The organism is Streptomyces sulfonofaciens, from assembly GCF_014656295.1.
Lineage (GTDB): Bacteria > Actinomycetota > Actinomycetes > Streptomycetales > Streptomycetaceae > Streptomyces > Streptomyces sulfonofaciens.
The window spans coordinates 75003-94146 of sequence record NZ_BNCD01000008.1; the positions used below are offsets into that span (position 1 = coordinate 75003).

16 protein-coding genes are annotated in these 19144 nt (G+C 72.3%); 9 read left to right on the plus strand and 7 right to left on the minus strand.

Translation table 11 applies throughout. The annotated features are described in order from the left end of the window. Nucleotides 1–191: 191 nt before the first annotated feature. Together IE313_RS15145 and IE313_RS15150 are read right to left on the minus strand one after the other, a co-directional pair. Entirely contained in the window at nt 192–2099 is a 1908-nt protein-coding gene (locus tag IE313_RS15145) for a peptidoglycan recognition protein family protein (RefSeq protein ID WP_189932282.1), read from the minus strand. Between the two features lie 471 nt (nt 2100–2570). Continuing rightward, on the minus strand, nt 2571–3458 hold the full coding sequence (locus IE313_RS15150; protein ID WP_189932284.1) for an SDR family NAD(P)-dependent oxidoreductase: 888 nt from the start codon (nt 3456–3458) through the stop codon (nt 2571–2573). A 71-nt stretch (nt 3459–3529) separates the two neighbouring features. Between IE313_RS15150 and IE313_RS15155 the strand changes: the two genes are divergently transcribed. Beyond that, nucleotides 3530–4453: a LysR family transcriptional regulator gene (locus IE313_RS15155; RefSeq protein ID WP_189932286.1), complete on the plus strand. Its 924-nt coding sequence runs from the start codon at nt 3530–3532 to the stop codon at nt 4451–4453. A gap of 154 nt (nt 4454–4607) precedes the next feature. Here the strand turns inward: IE313_RS15155 and IE313_RS15160 are convergent, their stop codons facing one another. Beyond that, nucleotides 4608–5312, minus strand: coding sequence for a YoaK family protein (locus tag IE313_RS15160; RefSeq protein WP_189932288.1), 705 nt, complete (start codon nt 5310–5312; stop codon nt 4608–4610). Between the two features lie 298 nt (nt 5313–5610). On the opposite strand from IE313_RS15160, the gene IE313_RS15165 reads away from it, so the two are divergent. Both IE313_RS15165 and IE313_RS15170 read left to right on the plus strand, forming a co-directional pair. Further along, entirely contained in the window at nt 5611–6285 is a 675-nt protein-coding gene (locus IE313_RS15165; RefSeq protein WP_189932289.1) for a class I SAM-dependent methyltransferase, read from the plus strand. 387 nt (nt 6286–6672) lie between these two features. Further along, on the plus strand, nt 6673–7350 hold the full coding sequence (locus IE313_RS15170; protein WP_189932291.1) for an RraA family protein: 678 nt from the start codon (nt 6673–6675) through the stop codon (nt 7348–7350). 6 nt (nt 7351–7356) lie between these two features. On the opposite strand, the gene IE313_RS36215 is transcribed toward IE313_RS15170, so the two are convergent. The 4 genes from IE313_RS36215 to IE313_RS15190 all read right to left on the minus strand — a co-directional run bounded on the left by IE313_RS36215 (nt 7357) and on the right by IE313_RS15190 (nt 10504). Further along, on the minus strand, nt 7357–7851 hold the full coding sequence (locus tag IE313_RS36215; protein WP_308439174.1) for a DUF6510 family protein: 495 nt from the start codon (nt 7849–7851) through the stop codon (nt 7357–7359). Between the two features lies 1 nt (nt 7852). Beyond that, nucleotides 7853–8608: a ferredoxin reductase gene (locus tag IE313_RS15180; protein ID WP_189932293.1), complete on the minus strand. Its 756-nt coding sequence runs from the start codon at nt 8606–8608 to the stop codon at nt 7853–7855. After that, nucleotides 8578–9177 carry a sulfite oxidase-like oxidoreductase gene (locus IE313_RS15185; RefSeq protein WP_189932294.1) on the minus strand — a complete coding sequence of 200 codons (600 nt, stop codon included), beginning with the start codon at nt 9175–9177 and terminating at the stop codon, nt 8578–8580. The genes IE313_RS15180 and IE313_RS15185 overlap by 31 nt, the downstream gene beginning before the upstream one ends. Nucleotides 9178–9853: 676 nt before the next feature. Further along, nucleotides 9854–10504: a TetR/AcrR family transcriptional regulator gene (locus tag IE313_RS15190; protein WP_189932296.1), complete on the minus strand. Its 651-nt coding sequence runs from the start codon at nt 10502–10504 to the stop codon at nt 9854–9856. Between the two features lie 455 nt (nt 10505–10959). Here IE313_RS15190 and IE313_RS15195 point away from each other — a divergent pair, with 455 nt between their 5' ends. The 6 genes from IE313_RS15195 to IE313_RS15215 all read left to right on the plus strand — a co-directional run bounded on the left by IE313_RS15195 (nt 10960) and on the right by IE313_RS15215 (nt 18732). Then, nucleotides 10960–12432 carry an MFS transporter gene (locus tag IE313_RS15195; RefSeq protein WP_189932298.1) on the plus strand — a complete coding sequence of 491 codons (1473 nt, stop codon included), beginning with the start codon at nt 10960–10962 and terminating at the stop codon, nt 12430–12432. Between the two features lie 537 nt (nt 12433–12969). Further along, nucleotides 12970–13062 carry an Ms4533A family Cys-rich leader peptide gene (locus IE313_RS36410; RefSeq protein WP_373316992.1) on the plus strand — a complete coding sequence of 31 codons (93 nt, stop codon included), beginning with the start codon at nt 12970–12972 and terminating at the stop codon, nt 13060–13062. Between the two features lie 313 nt (nt 13063–13375). Further along, nucleotides 13376–15088: an ABC transporter substrate-binding protein gene (locus IE313_RS15200; protein WP_189932300.1), complete on the plus strand. Its 1713-nt coding sequence runs from the start codon at nt 13376–13378 to the stop codon at nt 15086–15088. Between the two features lie 22 nt (nt 15089–15110). Then, nucleotides 15111–16103 (plus strand): ABC transporter permease, encoded by a 993-nt coding sequence (locus tag IE313_RS15205; protein WP_189932302.1) that lies wholly within the window; start codon nt 15111–15113, stop codon nt 16101–16103. Beyond that, the gene (locus IE313_RS15210; RefSeq protein ID WP_189932310.1) at nt 16100–17152 is read left to right on the plus strand and encodes an ABC transporter permease; all 1053 of its coding nucleotides are present in this window, start codon (nt 16100–16102) and stop codon (nt 17150–17152) included. Before IE313_RS15205 ends, IE313_RS15210 begins: the two co-directional genes overlap by 4 nt. Further along, entirely contained in the window at nt 17149–18732 is a 1584-nt protein-coding gene (locus IE313_RS15215) for a dipeptide ABC transporter ATP-binding protein (RefSeq protein ID WP_189932312.1), read from the plus strand. Before IE313_RS15210 ends, IE313_RS15215 begins: the two co-directional genes overlap by 4 nt. Nucleotides 18733–19144 lie beyond the last annotated feature (412 nt).

Consider the following 19144-nt stretch of genomic DNA (forward strand, 5'->3'; position numbering starts at 1 on the left):
GGCACGAGCCGGGGCCCGTCCGGCGATTCGGACGGGCCCCGGGCGGGAAGGGCGGCGCGGTCGGCCGCGAGGAGGCGCGAGGAGGGCCGGGAGCCGTCCCCGGCGCGAGCGGGCGGTCCCGGTCGGATCCGGTGGGCGGCCCCCCGCGCCCTCGGGCGGCGGTGCGGTACCCGCGGTCCACCGTGTGCGGTCTACCGGGTCACGGCGACGTCCGCCGAGTCGACCTGCGCGTAGCGGTGGTTGAACTGGATCGTGTAGTACGTCCTGGCGCCCTTCACCACGGTTCCGTCGGAGGCGAAGAAGTCGTCGGACGGCACGGCCGGCTGGTCGGCGACGTACGCCTGCCCTGCCGGGATGCGGTAGTTGGCCGCGGTCAGCGGCGCCTGCGTGGACGGCGCGTACCCGGTGGGGTACTCCGAGGCGTCCGGGTAGGCGGTGCCGTAGAGCGGGGCCGCGGTCCCGCCGGCGGCCCTGACGATGCGGACGCCGGGCGCGGGGATCGTGTTGCTGCCGCCGGGATTGGGGATCCAGCCCTTCTGGCCGTCGAACCAGATCGCCGTCCAGTCGCCCTTCCGGTCGGCCACCACGAACTGCTGGCCGTCCTGGACGGTGTCGCTCCAGTCGTTGATCCGGTCCGTGCCCGCGGTGCCGTCCGGGTGCACGACCGTGTCGAGCAGCAGTGGCGCGTCGGCGCTCGGGGCGCTGCGCACGAAGAGGGAGTTGGAGGGTGCGGTCACCTTCGTGCACTCGGTGGTGGCGCCGGTCGGGTCGTCCTCGGGGCAGATGGTGTTGGTCTGCTCGTTGCCGCCGAAACCGGGGGCGATGGTCACCGCGGAGCCGACGCGGCCGAAGCCGTGCGGCCCGATATCGGTCGGCGCGCCCAGCAGGCGCATGAAACGGGACCAGTCCCAGGCGGTGCCGGGGTCCCAGTGCTGCGCCGCGATCCCCTTGTCCGACGGCGCGGGCACGTCGTCGTGTCCGACGATGTGCTGGCGGTCGAGCGGGATGCCGTAGCGGGCGGCGAGGTAGCGCACCAGTTTGGCCGTCTGCTGGTAGGCGGCGTCCGTGTACCACTCGGCGCCGCGTGCCGAGTAGCCCTCGTGCTCGATCTGCACCGAGTGGAGGTTGCTCCAGTAGTTGCCGTCGCCGAACGCGATGTCCTTGTCCGCCACCATCTGCGTGATCGCGCCGTCGGACGCGCGCATCACGTACTGCGCGGAGGAGCCTCCGGGCGTCTGGAAGGTGGTGATGGTGTTGTCGTAGGACGTCTCCGTGGTGTGGAGGACGATCTCGGTGATCTTGATGCCGTTGGCCGGGCGGTTGGACACCTGTCCGTTGGACGGGTCGGCCGGGACGAACCGGCAGTTCATGTCGGGCGGGCACTCGGCCTGCGGCGAGGCGGTGTCCGCCAGCTTGAGGCTGTCCACCTGGGCGTCGGCGGGCCGGGCCGCCGGGTCGGCGGACAGGTGCACGCTCTGGTCGCCGGTGACCTTCTGCCTGCCGCCGGATCTTATGGTCCCGAAGACGTCGTCGGCGAAGCCCGCGGCGGCCTTCTTGTCGGACATCTGGCTGTACCTGGCGACCGCGCCCGTCCAGTCGGACGGCCTGGTGCTGAGCTTGCCGTTCAGCTCCTTCTGGTACGCGGCCAGCAGCGCGGCGCCGCCGCGGATGTTGCTGGCGGTGTCGTGCCGCAGGTCGTCGGCGGATATCCCGGTGAGCTGCGCGGCCTTCTGCAGCGTGTGCGACTGGGGCCGGTTCGCCAGGGCCTGCACGTCCCCGCGGCCCGCGGCGCCCGCGTCACCGGTGGCCAGCATGTCCTTGGTGACGTCCGTCAGGTTCATCAGACCCCAGCCACCGCTGGTGCTGTAGCCCTTGTGCAGCCGCCAGCCGGACTCCTCGTGCGCCACTCCCAGCAGCACCGGCAGCGGCACCCGGTACTCGGTGGCGGCCAGCTCGAACTGCCGCTGGACGTCCGTCTGCTGCCCCTGGTCGTCGGTGGCCTGGGCCAGCTCGGGCAGGAACACGAAAGCCCCCGCCGCCACCGCCCCGCCCGCAACGGTCGCCGTAAGCCACCGCAGCGTTCTCTTGCGCCTGTGCACTGGTTCCCTTTCACCGCAACTGCACGTCATGCGTTTCCGTCGTGGCGCGGGAGTCCCTCTTCGAAAGCACAACGGCCTTCACCCCGCCCGGCGCGGTACGCACCATGGATTCCATCGCGTCAACAGGTACGCGCATGCGAATTGATATCAGACAGCCGGGGTCACAAAAGCGAAGACTCCATGGTGTCTACCGAACGAATTGGTCACGGCGCGCCCGTTCCGTCCGGGATTGTGGGGCTGTTTCCGGCCAGACGGAGAGGCCGGCGCTGTGCGGCGGGGCGTGCTGGTCTCGTGCGGCGGGGCGTGTTGTCTCGTGCGGCGACGTCATGGAATCGCGGGGCGGAACGGGTCGCGGTCGTGCGGGCGGTACGGGGCGGAGTCGTGCGGCGGTACGGGATGGACTCGTGCGGCGGTACGGGATGGACTCGTGCGGCGGTACGGGATGGACTCGCGCGAAGGGGCGGCAGAGCGTCAGGGGACGACGAGTTCCTCCTGCTCGGTGGGAGGTGTTCCGCCGTGCCAGGGCAGGACCTCACCGAAGCGGATCAGTTCGCCGTACCGCGCCGGGTCGACCTCGGGCGCGAGCACCACGTCGAGCACGGGACCGGCCGCCTCGGACGGGGACTGCGCGCCGCCGTGGTCGCCGAACCACGGCCGGGACGCCCGGGTGTCGACCATGCCGGGGCAGACCGAGGCGATCAGCGTGCCGGAGGCCAGGTCGCGCGCGCGGCGCTCGGCGGCCACCGCGCGGACCGCGGCCACCTGTGCCACCTTCGAGGGCACGTTCACCCACAGCGGCCAGCCCGCCTCCTGCGCCGTCCCCGCGTGGATGGCCCGCCGCCAGGACTCGACGGCCGACTCCACCTGGTTCAGGTCCGCGCCGTCGAACAGCGGGCGGAGCCGCGCGGGAAGGCGGCCCAGAGTGCCCAGCGAGCTGGCCACCACGATCAGCCGGCCGCCGGGGCGCAGCACCGGCCCGAACGACCGCAGCACCGCGTGCGTACCGCCGTTGGCCACGTCGATGAACTCGTCGGCCTGCTCGGCCTGCGAACGCTCCGGGACGAGCCCGGCGACGGCGTTGGAGACGACGATGTCCACCCCGCCGTACCGCTCCGCCAACTCGCCCGCGCACGCGGCCACCGCGCCTGCGTCGCCGACGTCGAGCACCCGGCCCGCCACCCGGCTGCGGGTGCCGGGTGCCTGCGCGACCTGACGGGCCGCGGTGTCGACACGACCGGCGTCGCGGCCGGTGAGCAGGACCAGGTCCGCGGGGCGGAGACGGGCGGCGAGCCCTTCGGCAAGGGCCCGCCCGAGTCCTTGGTTCGCCCCGGTGACCAGGGCGGTGCGTACAGCGCTCATACCGGCAACGGTAGGAACGGCCCGAGTATGCGTCCAACGAAACTCACGCATATGTGCTATGCGTGAACGTCATGGACTTCCGAGATGTCTCGCTGACCTCGCTCCGTGTCTTCCGCGCGGTCGCCGAGCAGGGCACCTTCACCGCCGCGGCGGCCGAACTCGGCTACACCCAGTCGGCGGTCTCCCGGCAGATCGCCTCCATCGAGCGGGCGGCCGGCGCGGAACTGCTGGAACGGCGCCGCGACGGCGCCCGGGTGACCACCGCGGGACGGATCGTCCTCCAGCGGGCCACCACCGTGCTCGACGAGATCGACGCCGCCGCGCGCGAGCTGACCGGGCTGCCCGCCCGGGCCGGGACCGTACGGGTCGGCTGGTTCCCGATCGCGGGCGCCGTGCTGGGGCCGCGGGCGCTCACCGCACTGCGCCGCAGCGATCCCGCGCTGACCGTCGTCACCCGCGAGGCCGGCACCCCGGCGCTGGTCCGCGCCCTGCGGGCGGGCAGCCTGGACCTGGCGGTGCTCGCCCTCGCCCCGCCCTTCAGGCCGCCCGACGCCGAGTCACCGGCGCTCGTCCTGCGCACCCTCACCGAGCGCAGCCTCTGTGTCGCGGTGCCCGCAGCGGATCCGCTCGCCCGCGGCTCGTTCGTCGACGTCGCCGATCTGCGCGGGCGGCGCTGGATCGCCGGGTCCGCCACGGCCGGCGACGGCCTCATGGGGGTCTGGCCCGGTCTCGACGAGAAGCCCGAGATCGCCCACACGGCCCGCGACTGGCTGAGCAAGCTGCACCTCGTCGCCGCCGGCTGCGGCCTGACCACCGTGCCCGCGGTGCTCGCCACCGTAGCTCCGGCGGGCGTGCGGGTCCTGCCGGTGCGCGGCGGCCCCCGGGAGCAGCGCCGCGTGCTCCTCGCCCGGCTCCCGCAGCCGCTGCCCGAGGCCGCCGCCCGGGTCGCGGCGGCCCTGCACAGGGCGGCGCTCGACACGGACGTGGCGCTGTGACCGGGAGGGGCCGGCCGGTGGACGAGCGGCCCCGCGGTGGCCGGGCGGTCTCACCTGTGACCGGGTGATGTCGCCGGTGGCCGGGTGGCCGGGTGGCCGCCAGTGTCCCTGCCGGGCCGCGGGTGAAGCCCGGCTCGGCTCAGGGCGGCTCGGCTCAGGGCGGGGCGGGCGCCGGGCGGCCGGTCGTCGCGGCGCCGGCGGCGAGGGCGACGGCGGCCAGCAGGATCAGGGCGACGATCAGGACGGGCACCGTGCCCCGGTGGACCTGGAGTGCGCCCCCGGTGAGCGCACCGCAGACCAGCACGGTCACCGACACCGCCCGGCGCACCCGGGACGGCCCCGGCGGGTCGGCCACGAGACCCGTCAGGGTGCGGGTGAGGACCGTCGTCGTCAGGTCGGGCAGGCCGAGCCGGTGCACCATGGCGTTCTGCAGGCCCATGCCCACCGCGAGCAGCACGATGAGCACGTACGACACCGTCCCCGCGGCGCCCGCGGCGAGCGCCCCGGCCACCAGGACGGCCTGCGCGGCGACGAGCGGGGCGAACATCCGCTCGGGCGTGCCGAACCGCGGCGCCCACCGCCCCGCGGCCAGCACCCCGGTCACGAAGCAGGCCACGGCCAGCAGCGAGGCCGACGCGGACAGTTCGGGCGCACCGGCCAGCGCGAACGCCAAAAAGACCATGTTGCCCGTCATGTTGGCGACGAAGACGTGGTCCAGACCGAGAAAGCTGACAGCGTCCACCAGCCCGCTCACGAAGGTGAGCACCACCAGCAGCGGGGGCAGCACGCCGTGGTGGTCGCGCCGGCCGGGGAAGAGCAGGGCCGCGGTCCGGTCGAGCAGGCCGAGGAGGAAGTCCATACTCACTGTCTCGGCAGCCGGGCGGGGCACCGCGAGGACGGCGCACACCCGCCGTCCTGCCGGGGCGGCGGCACACCGCGGCAGGACGGCAGGCGTCGCGACCTCGGCAACCGCCCGAGGCCACCCGCGCCCGTCCATGGCCACCCGCGGCCTCTCGCGCTCGCCCGCGGCCTTTCGCGCCCGCGGCCACCCGCAACCGCCCGCGGCCGGCCGGCGCCGACCCGGCGGCGGCCGTCGTGTGCTCACGCCCGCAGCGAACCGCTCTCCCGATGGCGGGTCCGCCCCTAGCGTTGCCGCCATGGGATCCGTGACGACGGCGGCGTACGACGCGTACGCCGACTGGTACGAGGAGTTCATGTCCGCCGCCTCCGGCGACTACATCGCGCGCGTGCACACCGCGATCGAGGACCTGCTGGGCGCCGGCGAGGGCGTCTGCCTGGACGTCTGCTGCGGCACGGGCGCCCACGCGCCGGCGCTGGCCGCGTTGGGGTGGACGCCGGTGGGCGTGGACCTGTCGCGCGGTCAGCTTCGCCACGCGGTGCGGCGGCTGCCCGTGGCCGTCGCCGACGCCTCGGCCCTCCCGCTGGCCGACGCCTCGGTACCGGCCGCGGCCTGTGTGCTGGCGAGCACCGACGTCCCGGACTACGCAGCGGTGCTGCGGGAGACCGCCCGGGTGCTCCGCCCCGGCGGACGGTTCCTGCACCTGGGGGTGCACCCGTGCTTCGTCGGAGCCTTCGCCGACTGGAGCGACCGGCCGAGGATCGTGGTCGACGCGCGGTACTCCGACCGCTCCCGCAGTTTCGACGCGTGGAGTCCGGCCGGTGTCCGGGCCAGGGTCGGCGCCTGGCACCTCCCGCTCGCGGACCTGCTCAACCACGCCGTTGCGGCAGGTCTGCGCCTGGTCCGCACCGTGGAGGCGGGCCCGGGCGGCGTGCCGGACCTGCTGGGGTTCCTCGCGGTGAAGGAGCGGTAGCGGGTCGGCGGCCCCGAACGGCTCGCCCCCGGGCCGTGGGCGCCCGTGCACGCGGCCGGGGGCGGCGGGTGGGCGCCCCGCTGGTGCCGGAACGCGGGCGCGTGTTCCGGGGTCGCCGGGAGGGCGGGCGTCTGGCCCCGGGGTCGCCGGGAGGGCGGGCGTTGATCCGGGGACGCGGGAACGGTGGGCGTCTGTCTGAGAACGCGGGCAAGGCATGTGTCCGAAACGCGGGCAAAAGGTGCAAGCCCTAGAATGGAGGCGCAGGGTCGGGAAGGTGGGGCAGGAGAGCCGCGCCGCTGACCGGCCCGTGTGAAGGCCGGGTGCAGCCGCGACGGCCGGGTGCGGCAGGGGACCGAGAAGGATCCGGGCCGCGAGGAAGGCGTCGGGATGCGCGAGCGGAGCAGCGACCCGGTGGTGTCCGTCGAGGGACTCGGATGCGCCGACCTGGTGGATGCGATGGGCCGTTTCCACGGGCACCGGGCGCACATCCTCGACCTGGTCAGCCCCGCTCCGCGGCGGACCCTGTTCGGACCCGCCACCACGATCGCCTACCTCCCCTACCGCGACGACCGCACGGAGACGAACGCGCCGGGCTTCGCGGGCTGGTTCTACCGCGCGGTCGGCGACGCGCCGCGCGGGGCGGTGCTCGTCCTCTCCAGCGGCGGTCACCCGGACGCCTCGCACGGCGGCGCCACCAAGATGTCCCGCCTCCAGAACCACGGCCTGGCGGGCGTGCTCACGGACGGCAGGCTCCGCGACTTCGGCGAGCTGGCCGCCTACGACTTCTCGACGTGGTGCGCGGGCGAGGCCACCCGCTGGGGCGGCGACACCGTGACACCTGCCGCGGCGAACGTCCCCGTCGAGGTCGGCGGCGTCTGCGTCGTCCCGGGCGACTACGTCTACGCCGACAGCGCAGGAGCCGTCGTCATTCCGGCGCACAGCCTGTCCGACGTGGTGGCCGAGGCCCACCGGATGGCGGCCGAGGACCAGGACTATCTGACGCGGATCCGTGCCGAGGATCCCGCGGCCCTGCGCGCCGGGGAGCAGGGCGGCACAGAGCGGTGAGCCCGGTCAGGCCCCCGGCCGGTCGCGCGTGAAGGAGAGGGCGACGGTTCCGCGGAGGTCCAGCCACAGCCGGTCGGGGGTGGGGACGAGGCGGAGGATGACGCGGTCGCAGTCGGGGCAGCGGCCGACGTAGCCGGGCGCGCGGGCGTACACGCGCAGCCGGGCGAGGGGCCAGTCGGTGCCGCAGCCGGTGCACCGGCCGACCGCGGTGGTCGGTTCGAGGGCCAGGATCTCCGACAGCGGACCGGCCAGCGCGTTGCCGTCCTCGTATTCGTACTCGTACTCGTACTCGTACTCGTATTCGTGCTCGTATGGGGCCGCCGGGTCCGTGGGCGGGTCTGCGGGCGGGTCTGCGGACGGGACCGGGTCCGTGGGCGGGTCTGCGGGTGGGGTCGGGGTCGCGTGGCGGGTCGAAGCCGCGTACGGGCGGCGGTGCGCGTCGTCCTGACGGGCGTCTGCCCGGCGCGGCGGTGTGCCGGACGCGTCCTCTGGCTGCTGCATGTCATCCTCCACTGGGACCGAACCGCTCGGTGCGGATGCGTTCGGGAGCGTGGCCCAGGTCCACCAGCAGATCGGCGGCCGTCTCGACGAAGCCGGTGGGTCCGCAGACGTAGCACAGGGGGGCGGACCGCGGCGGCCACCCCGCCTCGGACAGGTCCCGCGCCGCCAGCCGTCCCGCCGGCCTGGGCCAGCCCGCCGGGGCGCCGCGGGTGTAGATGCACACGGTCTCAAGGCCCGGCTCGCTGCCGTCCAGTTCGGAGACGTACAGCCGGTCCTCGGGCGAGCGGACGGAGTACAGCAGCCTGAAGGGCGCTTTGCTGCCGGCCGCTCGGCGGGTGCGGACCATCGCCATGAGCGGCACCAGCCCCGAGCCGCCGGCGACCAGCAGCACCGGCTCGGTCTGCTCGGGCCGCCAGACGAACCAGCCGCCCACCGGCCCGCGCACCTCCACCAGGTCTCCGACGTCCAGGACGTCCGCGAGGTACGGCGACACCTCGCCGTCCCGGACACGCTGCACGGTCAGCTCGATGCGGTCGGCGTCAGGAGCCGACGCCAGGGAGTAGCTGCGCTGGGTGCTGTAGCCGTCCTCCGCCGTGAGGCGCACGTCGACGTGCTGGCCCGCCAGGTGCCCGGGCCAACCGGGAACGTCGAAGGCCAGGGTGTGCGCGAGGGCGGACTCGGCGCGGCGGCCGGTCAGCTCGGCGGGCCGCCAGCGCAGCCGTTCGCCTAGTCGCCCTGGTACCGCTGCTCGCGCCATGGGTCTCCGTAGTCGTGGTATCCGGCGGTCTCCCAGAAGCCGCGCTCGTCCTCCGTGAGCAGTTGGATCTCGTGCACCCATTTGGCGGACTTCCACAGGTACAGATGGGGGACCAGCAGCCTGGCCGGGCCGCCGTGCTCGGGGGCCAGGTCCGCGTCGTCATAGCGGTAGGCGATCCATGCCCGCCCGTCGAGGAGGTCCTCCAGGGGGAGGTTGGTGGTGTAGCCGCCGTAGGCGTGGACCAGCGCGAAGCGGGCGGACGTCGTCACGTCCCGCATCAGCACGTCCAGGGAGACGCCCTCCCACCGGGTGCCGAACTTGGACCACTTGGTGACGCAGTGCAGGTCCACGGTGGGCGTCTCGCTGGGCAAGGCCGTGAACCCCGCCCAGTCCCAACTGTGCTGCTCGCCGGTCTCGGTGCGGATCGTGAACTGCCACGCCTCGCGGTCGACGCGCGGCGTGGGCCCCGCCGACAGCACCGGGAAGTCGGTGGTCTCGTACTGGCCGGGGGGCAGTGTGTGGCGGGAGTCCCGGGCCCGCCCGCGGAACCCGCGCGAAATGATGACCATGCCGTGCAGCCGCCCTTCGAAGATATGTTATCCATTGTCCATCTTTGTCTGTCATGATGCAGGCTGTGCGCGCGACTGGGTGGTGGTCTCCGACTGGGTGGTTCGGGCGGTCCGGGTGGTCACGACTGGGTGGTCCGGGTGGTCCCCGACTGGTGGTCCGGGGGGTTCGGGCGGTCTCGACTGAGTGGTGACCGGTGGTGCCGGTGCCGACCGGGCGGCCGGGGGTCGCGTCATTCGGGTGGTCGGGGGTCGCGCCGTTCGGGTGGTCGGGGTTCGCACCGTTCGGGTGGTCAGGGGGTCTCGGCCGTCAGGTCCGAGCCCACAGGGAGGCGGTGGCCACCCGCCGACGGGTGGGGGAGGGGCGGTACGGGAACGTGTCGCTGCCGCCCCTCCCCTCCGCTGCTTGGGGCTGACGTAGCCGATCCGGAGTGGTCAGGGCGGCATCGGCTCGTCCGGTGTTCGAGCACGAGCGCGATGGATGACGGGGGCCCGTTCGGCGTCGGGGACGTATCCGAGAGGTGAGGGGAAAGCCGGTTCGGCGTTCGAGGGCGAGCGGAGCGAACACGGCCGGTCCGGAGCGTGCGGACCGGCGAAGCGAACGCTCCGGTCGGATTTCTGAGCGTGCCACGGAACGGCGAGAGGGGGCCGGGGGCGCAGCCCCGGGGCCCGTGGACGCCTAACCGCGACGCGTCACCGGTGCCCGCCACATCCCCACGATCGCATCGACCAGCCCGGTAGCGGTGTCATGCCAACTGGCCCGGGGAGTAGGAGTGCTCTCCGCCAACGCACGCTCCCGCTCCGCGCAGGTGTGCACGATCAACTGCCGTGCCATGGCGCCGCGTTCCGACCGCACCTCGGCCGGCAGGTCGGGCATGCTCCCGTGCAGCCTCCGTACGATGCACCGCAGGGCGGGGGAGGCGAGCGACTCCTCGGTCATGATGTCGTGCAGCGCCGGATCGGTCATCACCTGGGCGCAGAACCGTGCGTACCAGGTGGGGCTGCCCAGGGCCGCCAGATGCTCGGTGACCGGGCGCACAAGGCAGCCCACCCAGTCGCGCATGTCGTTGGAGTCGCCCGCCTCGTCCAGTACTCGCACCCGCACCTGCTCGATGCGCCCGCCGTGCTTGCGTGCGATCGCCCGCACCAGGTCGGCCTTCGTGCCGAAGTGGTAGCCGACCGCGGCGTTGTTGCCCTGGCCGGCGGCCTCGCTGATCCTGCGGTTGGAGACCGCGTACACGCCCCGTTCGGCGAACAGCCGCTCCGCCGCCGTCAGGATCAGCTCTCGTGTGGCGCTGACCTGATCAGCCCGTACCGACTTGCCCGCCATGGTCACCACCATAACCAGGCGCTACGGGCCCCTGGTGGAGACCCGTGCGCCACCCCGCCGCCCAGACGGCCCCCCTCGGCCACGCGCCCGGCGGCCACGCCCTCCTCGCCTGCCGGGCTCCCGGGCCACGCCGCCGTCATACGCGGGAGCTGACCGTTGCCGTACACGTGAACGAGCCGTCGACTAACCTGAGCCGAGCGACCTAAGTCAAGCGACTGATTTAATTGCGGCCGCCCGGACCACACCGGCGGCCCGATGCTGTCACGTCGTCACGTCGTCACGTCGTCACGTCGTCACGTCGTCACGCCGTCACGCCGCTGAGGTGTGGCAGATCGGGGCGCTGTTCGACGTCGTCATGGCGGCCCGCGCCGTCCTGCGTTGACACGCGCCCTCGCGTGTTGCCGCACTGCCGTACCCCCGCTCGCGCTCCACCAGCCCAGACGGAGGCCCCGACCATGTCCGATGCCCTCGCGCGACCCGCCACCGGGTCGACCGCCGCACCACGGGCGAACCCCGTCGTGGTGGTGCTCGCCCTGGCAGGGATCGTGGTGTCGCTGATGCAGACACTGGTCATCCCACTGATTCCCGAACTCCCCTCCCTCCTGCACGCCTCCACCTCCGACACCACCTGGGCGGTGACCGCCACCCTGCTCGCGGGCGCCGTCTCCACACCGGTGATGGGGCGGCTCGGGGACATGTACGGCAAGCGGCGCATGCTGCTGGTCAGCCTGGTCCTGCTGGTGGCGGGTTCCTCCGTCGCCGCGCTCAGCGGCTCCCTGGCGCCCATGGTGGTGGGACGGGCCCTGCAGGGCATGGCGGCCGGGGTGATCCCACTCGGCATCAGCATCATGCGCGATGAACTGCCGCCGGACCGGCTCGCCGCGGCGACCGCGCTGATGAGCGCCTCGCTCGGGGTGGGCGGCGCGCTCGGCCTGCCCGCGGCCGCGTTCCTGGCCGAACGCGCCGACTGGCACGTGCTGTTCTGGACCTCGGCCGCACTCGGTGCTGTCGTGACCGTGCTGGTGCTCCGACTGGTGCCGGAGTCCGCCGTGCGCACCGGCGGCCGTTTCGACCTGGTGGGCGCGGTGGGGCTGTCGGCCGCGCTGGTCTGCCTGCTACTGGCGATCTCCAAGGGCGGCGACTGGGGCTGGACCGACGGACGCACCGATGGTCTCTTCGGCGCCGCGGCGCTGGTGCTGGTGGTGTGGGGCTGGTGGGAACTGCGCGTCCCTCGGCCACTGGTGGACCTGCGCACCACGGCCCGCCGCCAGGTGCTGTTCACCAATCTCGCCTCGATGGTGTTCGGCTTCTCGATGTTCGCGATGGCGCTGCTGCTTCCACAACTGCTCCAGATGCCGAAGGCCACCGGGTACGGCCTCGGGCAGTCGATGCTGGCCGTCGGCCTGGTCATGGCGCCCAACGGCCTGGTGATGATGGCGATGGCACCGCTGTCCGCACGTCTCTCCCGCTCCCGCGGACCGAAGGTGACCCTGATGGTCGGCGCGGTCGTCGTGGCCGCGGGGTACGGGCTCAACATCGTGCTGATGTCCGCCGTCTGGCAGCTCGTACTGGTCTCCAGCATCGTGGGCGCCGGCATCGGACTCGCCTACGGTGCCATGCCCGCGCTCGTCATGGCCGCCGTGCCCGTGTCCGAGACCGCTGCCGCCAACAGCCTCAACACGCTGATGCGGTCCATCGGCACCTCCGTCTCCAGTGCGGTCGCCGGTGTCGTACTGGCCCAGATGGTCACCGCCTTCGGTCCTGCCGTCCTGCCCTCGCAGAACGCGTTCCGGGTGGTCATGGCCATCGGTGCCGGTGCCGCCCTGATCGCCCTCGGCTTCGCCTCGTTCCTCCCGGCCCGGCGCCCGCCCAGCACCGCGCCGACGGCACCCGCGTCGGCACGGACGTCGCCGGCCGTGCAGGGGTGAGGCATTGGCGGCCCCGGCCGACCGGGGCCGTCGAGGGCGCCCCGGCACGGTGGGGCCGCAGCGCTGCCCGACCCGGCGCCGCGCGACCCGCCACCGTCCCGCGCCGATCCGGTACCGCCACACACCGATCAGGCACTGCCTCATCGACCTGCCACTGCCCGCGCACCGACCTGCCGCCGTCCCGCACCGACCCGCTACTGCCTCGCATCGACCAGCCACTGCACCGCACCAGCCCGCCGCCGCGTCCCGGGCCCAGCCCTACCCGGTCCAGCCCAATCCGGTCCAACCTGGTCCCACCCGGTCCAGTCCGGCCGTGCGCCGCCAGGGCCGTGCGCCGCCCGGCCGTGGCGGTACCGCGTGGGCGCCGCAGGGGTGTCGTACCGGCCGGCTCGGGCGCCGGGCGCAGCCCCCACCGGCCGCCCCCTACGTCTTCCGGCCATGATCCCAGCGTCTTCCGGCCGCGTGCCGTACGACCAGGGGGCCGTATGAACGGGCACCGCGTTGACATCCAGGGCCACACTCGTTCATATTTTCCGCATGTTTGCCAGCCATGCTTCGCATCGCACCGCCATTGAGCTCACGCTCATCGGCGTCTGCGCGCTGAGCGTGGCCGATATTCACTGTCGCTGAACCGTTCCCCTCCGACGAGCGCGACGCTCTGCCACGGGAGGGCTGCCCGCGGGCCGCGCCCGACCGGGGTGCACCTGCACCACGCCGTTCTCCGCAGCTCCCACCCTCCGCGCTCCCGGTGCCGCACCACCCCGTCCCGGCACCTCAGGGACCCTGGCCGCCGCGGCCCGTTCAGTACCGCCCGTACCGCCCGGCCCCGTGCCCGCACGGAGCCGAACCCCGGACCCGCGCCACACGCGTCACCACGCCACAGCCGACCGCACCGAAACGGTTCCGTCCCGGATCCGATGGCCGACACCCCCGAGAGGCCCCCATGCGTCATCCGTCCCGCACCAACGCCCGCCGCGCCGCGGCCGCATCCGTCAGCCTGGCCCTTGCCACCGCAGCGGTCGCCTGTGCGGGACCGAAGGACAAGGACGAGGGCGCCAAGGGCACCCCGCACAAGGGCGGCACCCTCACCATCCTCAACACCGAGGCGCAGACCGACTTCGACCCGGCCCGGCTCTACACCTCCGGCGGCGGCAACGTGCCCTCCCTGGTCTTCCGGACCCTGACCACGCGCAACCGCGCCAACGGCGCCGCGGGCTCCAAGGTCGTGCCCGACCTCGCCACGGACCTCGGCACACCCAGCAAGAACGCCACCGTCTGGACGTACACCCTGAAGAAGGGCATCAAGTACGAGGACGGTTCGCCCATCACCAGTGCCGACATCAAGTACGGCATCGAGCGGTCGTTCGCCGCGGAACTCTCCGGAGGGGCCCCGTACCTGCGTGACTGGCTCGTCGGCGGCGCCGGCTACCCCGGCCCCTACAAGGACAAGAAGGGGCTCGACTCGATCGAGACGCCCGACGCGCGGACCATCGTCTTCCACCTGAACAAGCCCGAGGGCGAGTTCCCCTTCCTGGCCACCCAGACGCAGTTCACGCCGGTGCCCCGGAGCAAGGACGACGGCACCAAGTACGAGAACCACCCCCTCTCCTCCGGGCCGTACCGCGTCATCAGCAACGAGAACGATGGCGAGCACCTCGTACTGGAACGCAACCGGTACTGGTCCGCCGCCAACGACACCCAGCGCAAGTCCTACCCGGACCGTATCGACGTCCGCTCCGGCCTCGACTCCGCCGTGATCAACCAGCGGCTTTCGGCCAGCCAGGGAACCGACGCCGCCGCCGTCACCACCGACACCAATCTCGGGCCCGCCGAACTCGCCAAGATCAGCGGTGACAAGAGCCTGGCCGCCCGGGTCGGGACCGGGCACTTCGGCTACACCAACTACCTCGCTTTCAATCCGAAGGTGAAGCCGTTCGACAACCCGAAGGTCCGCGAGGCCATCGCCTACGCGATCGACCGCTCCTCGGTCATCAACGCGGTCGGCGGCACCTCTCTCGCCGAGCCGGCCACCACCTTCCTGCCGAACCAGGAAGCCTTCGGCTACACGCCCTACGACCCGTTCCCCGCGGGCAAGTCCGGGAACCCGAAGAAGGCCCGCGAGGTGCTGGCCGAGGCAGGCTACAAGCACGGCATCACGCTCACCCTCACTCACGCCAACCAGGACCCCGAGGCCGGCCCCGAGATCGCCACGGCCGTCCAGGACGCCCTGAAGAAGGCGGGCATCACCGTCAAGCTCAGGGGTCTGGAGATCAACCAGTACCGCGACGCCTACAAGGACGTGAAGGCCGAGCCCGGCTTCTTCCTCGCCCGCTGGGGCGCCGACTGGCCCTCCGGCGGCCCCTTCCTCGCCCCCATCTTCGACGGCCGCCAAGTCGTCAAGGACGGCGCCAACTTCAACCACGCCCAGCTCGACGATCCCGCCGTCAACAAGGAGATCGACGCGATCAACAAGCTGACGGACCTGAACGCCGCCGCCAAGCGGTGGGGCGCACTCGACAAGCGCATCAGTGCACAGGCGCTGGACGTGCCGCTGTTCCACCCCGTCTACAAGCGGCTCTACGGCAAGGACGTCAAGAACATCGTGATCAGCAACTGGACCGGCGTCCTCGACGTCTCCCAGGTCGCGGTCAAGTAGCGCGGTCGGGAAGGTCGACACCATGAGTGAGGCCCTGCTGCCCACCGGACCGGTCGCGGATGAGCTACAGCCCCTTCCCGCCTCCGGCGGGCGCCAGTTCCTGCGTCGTCTGCGCTCCCAGCCGGCCACGCTGGTCGCCGCCGGGATCGTCGTCCTGCTCATCGTGGTCGCGCTCGCCGCGCCACTGCTCACCGCCCTGGAGGGCCAGGACCCGACCACCTACCATCCGCATCTCGTCGACTCGGCCCGCGGCGGAGTGCCGGTCGGCCCGCTCGGCGGGATCAGCGCAGAACACTGGCTCGGCGTGGAACCCCAGACGGGTCGGGACCTGTTCGCTCGCCTCGTCTACGGGGCCCGGGTCTCCCTGGGCGTCGCCTTCGCCGCCACCTTCGTGCAACTGGTGATCGGGCTTGCCGTCGGATTGGGCGCGGGACTGGGCAGCGGCTGGCTGGATCAGATCCTCAGCCGTATCACCGACATCATCATCGCCCTACCGCTCATGATCATGGCCCTCGCGGTGCTCGCCATCGTTCCTCCCAGCTTTCCCCGACCCGTGCTGGTCGCCGTCATCATCGGACTGATCGCCTGGGGTTCCACGGCGAAGATCGTGCGGGCGCACACCATCACCCTCAAGCAACTCGATCACGTCGCCGCCGCGCGGCTCAGCGGCTGGAACACCTGGCACATCGCCCGCCGTGAACTCCTGCCCGCCCTCGCCGCTCCCGTCATCACCTACGGAGCACTGCTGATCCCCCTGAACATCACGGTGGAGGCCGCTCTCTCCTTCCTCGGCGTCGGCGTCAAACCACCCACCCCGTCCTGGGGCCAGATGATCACTTCCGCCAATGTCTGGTACCAGGCCGCACCGCAGTACCTGCTCTTCCCCGCCGGGGCACTGTTCGTCACCGTGCTGTCGATGACCGTCTTCGGTGACGGGATACGCACCGCACTCGATCCGCGGGCCGCCTCCCGTCTGAGGATCGGCACGGGACGCAGGCGGGAGGCCAAGGCATGAGTACACTCACCCTCCGCCGTCGCCCACTGGTGTTGCGCCGGCTGCCCGGCCTCCAGGGTCTCGGTGGATTCCTCCTACGCCGGATGGTCTCCGCCGTCGCCACCCTGCTGGCCATCACGGTGATCGTCTACGCGGTGTTCTACATCGTGCCCGGCAACGTCGCACAGATCACCTGCGGTGAGCGCTGCTCGCCGGCCCAGGTCCACCAGGTCGCCGCACAACTGCACCTGGACGACCCGGTGTACCAGCGCTACTGGGACTTCCTTCGCGGGATCGTCGCCGGCCGCTCCTTTTCCACCGGCACCTCGATCGAGCACTGCGCAGCCCCCTGCCTCGGACTGTCGTACCGGAGCGACCAGCAGGTCACCGAGCTGATCACCGCCAAACTCCCGGTCACCGGGTCGCTCGCCCTGGGCTCCCTCGTGATCTACCTGCTCCTCGGCGTCGGTACCGGACTGCTCGCCGCCTGGCGGCGCGGCCGGGTCTCCGAGCGGCTGCTGACCGGTCTCACCCTCGCCGGCACCGCCACCCCCGTCTTCGTCATCGGCCTCCTGCTGATGATCGTTGTCTGCGGCCAGCTCCAGTGGCTGCCCTTTCCCCAGTACGTGCCCCTGACCGAGGACCCCGAGCAGTGGGCATGGAACCTGCTGCTGCCGTGGACCTCCCTCGCCCTGATCGAAGCGGCCAAGTACGCCCGGGTGACCCGTGCCGCGATCCTGGAGACACTGGCCGAGGACCATGTGCGCACCTTCCGCGCCTACGGCCTCTCCGAACGGTCGGTCCTCGGACGGCACGCACTGCGCGGCGCTCTCGCGCCCGTCATCGCGCTGGCCGCCAACGACTTCGGCTCCATGTTCGGCGGCGCCGTCCTCACCGAGACCCTCTTCGGACTGCCCGGTATCGGCCAGGCACTCGTGAGTGCGGTCAACGTCGCCGACCTTCCCGTGGTCGTCGGCATGGTGCTGGTCACCGGATTCTTCGTCGTGCTGGCCAATCTCGTCGCCGATGTGCTGTACGCGGTGGCCGACCGGAGGGTGGTGCTCGTATGAGTCTCGTGGAGGTGCACGGACTGACCGTCGAGTACGACACCACACGTGCCGTGGACGACCTCTCCTTCTCCCTGAACAAGGGCGCCGCCCTCGGTCTCGTCGGGGAGTCCGGCTCCGGCAAGAGCACGGTGGCCGCCGCCCTGCTCGGCCTGCACCGAGGCACCGGGGCACGGGTCACAGGCTCTCTTCTGGTGGCCGGCACCGATGTGCAGCGGGCCACGGACGAGGAACTCCGGGGACTGCGCGGCGCACGGGCCGCGATGGTCTTCCAGGACCCGCTGTCGTCGTTGGACCCCTATTACGCGGTCGGTAACCAGATCGCCGAGGTGTACCGCAGGCACACCCGCGCCGGGCGCCGGGCCGCGCGTGAGCGCGCCCTCCAGGTGCTCGACCAGGTCGGCATTCCCGACGCCGCCCGCCGGGCACGTATGCGTCCCCACGAGTTCAGCGGCGGCATGCGCCAGCGCGCGCTGATCGCCATGGCCATGGCCTGCGAGCCTGAACTCCTCATCGCCGACGAGCCGACGACCGCGCTCGACGTCACCGTCCAGGCTCAGATCCTCGACCTGCTCCATTCGCTGCGCGAGGACACCGGCATGGGCCTCCTGCTCGTCACCCATGACGTCGGCGTCGCCGCGGAGAGCGTCGACGACGTCCTGGTGATGAGGAGCGGCCGTGCCGTCGAGCGCGGACCGATCAACACCGTGCTGCGCACACCGGCCGAGTCGTACACCCGCGAACTTCTCGGGGCCGTGCCCCGCGTGGACGCCCCCACCGCCCCAAGGGCCGCGATCACCGGCGACGCCCTCCTCACCGCCACGGGGCTGCGCCGTGACTTCGGCCGGGGACGACGTTCCGTCACCGCCGTCGACGGTGTGTCCCTCACCCTGCACAGGGGCGAGACCTTGGGCATCGTCGGCGAGAGCGGCAGCGGTAAGACCACTCTCGGGCGGATGCTCGTCGGGCTGCTGGGCCCGACCGCCGGCACCCTCGCGCACGGAGCGGAGCGGCCCCGCGTCCAGATGGTCTTCCAGGACCCGGTCGCCTCCCTCAACCCGAGGCGCAGCATCGGTGAGTCCATCGCCGACCCGCTGCGCGCCCAGGGAGAACGCGAGGGGGCACGGCTGCGTGCTCGCGTCGGCGACCTCCTCCAACGCGTCGGCCTCGATCCCGCGCACTACGACCGCTATCCGCACGAGTTCAGCGGTGGACAGCGCCAGCGGGTGGGCATTGCCCGTGCCCTCGCGCCCAGTCCCGACCTCATCGTCTGCGACGAACCGGTTTCCTCGCTCGATGTCACGACTCAGGCGCAGGTGATCGCGCTGCTGGCCGAGATCCAGCAAGACCTCGGCCTCGCGCTGGTGTTCATCGCGCACGATCTCGCCGTGGTCCGACAGGTCAGCGACCGGGTCGCGGTGATGAAGGAGGGAAGTGTCGTCGAGTACGGCACGGTGGAGGAGGTGTACGGAGCGCCGCGCGATCCCTACACCCAGCGGCTCCTCGCCGCGGTGCCGACGCTCGATCCGGTCGTCGCGACGGAGCGGAGGACGGCTCGGCGTGCGCTGACCCCTACATGGTGAGCGGCGGGCAGGGTCGGCTGCCTGGGTCATGATTTCGCCTGCGCCTGCTGGGACGGTGGTGGGCGAGGTTGCGCCTCCGTATGCGGGGGGCAAGGTCCCGCCCTCGTACGCCGGGGTGGGAATCCGGAGGGTCCCGGCCCCGCCTCCTGCAAGGGCTGAATCCGGCGGACCATCCGGCCCCCGGGGACCTCTCGCAGGGGATGCCTGCCTGTCGATCAACAGGGCCGTGTGAGGGGGCGACGGTCCGGCACGGGTCGTCCCATCGGACGCGTAGTCGGAGGCGTGGTCGGACGTGTAGCCGGAGGCGTGTACGTCGCGGCCGGCTTCGAGATCGGACGCGCGCCGGTCCGGCCGATCGGTGGCGGCCAGGGTCTCGTCGGACGAGGTGGGTTGCGCCACGGCTGCGATCGCT

Excerpts from the sequence above, each read along its gene's own strand:
- IE313_RS15215 (WP_189932312.1), top strand. The coding sequence starts at position 17,149 with ATGAGTCTCGTGGAGGTGCACGGACTGACCGTCGAGTACGACACCACA.
- IE313_RS15150 (WP_189932284.1), bottom strand. The coding sequence starts at position 3,458 with ATGAGCGCTGTACGCACCGCCCTGGTCACCGGGGCGAACCAAGGACTC.
- IE313_RS36410 (WP_373316992.1), top strand. The coding sequence starts at position 12,970 with ATGTTTGCCAGCCATGCTTCGCATCGCACCGCCATTGAGCTCACGCTC.
- IE313_RS15180 (WP_189932293.1), bottom strand. The coding sequence starts at position 8,608 with ATGGCGCGAGCAGCGGTACCAGGGCGACTAGGCGAACGGCTGCGCTGG.
- IE313_RS15155 (WP_189932286.1), top strand. The coding sequence starts at position 3,530 with ATGGACTTCCGAGATGTCTCGCTGACCTCGCTCCGTGTCTTCCGCGCG.
- IE313_RS15190 (WP_189932296.1), bottom strand. The coding sequence starts at position 10,504 with ATGGCGGGCAAGTCGGTACGGGCTGATCAGGTCAGCGCCACACGAGAG.
- IE313_RS15170 (WP_189932291.1), top strand. The coding sequence starts at position 6,673 with ATGCGCGAGCGGAGCAGCGACCCGGTGGTGTCCGTCGAGGGACTCGGA.
- IE313_RS15195 (WP_189932298.1), top strand. The coding sequence starts at position 10,960 with ATGTCCGATGCCCTCGCGCGACCCGCCACCGGGTCGACCGCCGCACCA.
- IE313_RS36215 (WP_308439174.1), bottom strand. The coding sequence starts at position 7,851 with ATGCAGCAGCCAGAGGACGCGTCCGGCACACCGCCGCGCCGGGCAGAC.
- IE313_RS15200 (WP_189932300.1), top strand. The coding sequence starts at position 13,376 with ATGCGTCATCCGTCCCGCACCAACGCCCGCCGCGCCGCGGCCGCATCC.
- IE313_RS15210 (WP_189932310.1), top strand. The coding sequence starts at position 16,100 with ATGAGTACACTCACCCTCCGCCGTCGCCCACTGGTGTTGCGCCGGCTG.
- IE313_RS15185 (WP_189932294.1), bottom strand. The coding sequence starts at position 9,177 with ATGGTCATCATTTCGCGCGGGTTCCGCGGGCGGGCCCGGGACTCCCGC.
- IE313_RS15165 (WP_189932289.1), top strand. The coding sequence starts at position 5,611 with ATGGGATCCGTGACGACGGCGGCGTACGACGCGTACGCCGACTGGTAC.
- IE313_RS15205 (WP_189932302.1), top strand. The coding sequence starts at position 15,111 with ATGAGTGAGGCCCTGCTGCCCACCGGACCGGTCGCGGATGAGCTACAG.
- IE313_RS15160 (WP_189932288.1), bottom strand. The coding sequence starts at position 5,312 with ATGGACTTCCTCCTCGGCCTGCTCGACCGGACCGCGGCCCTGCTCTTC.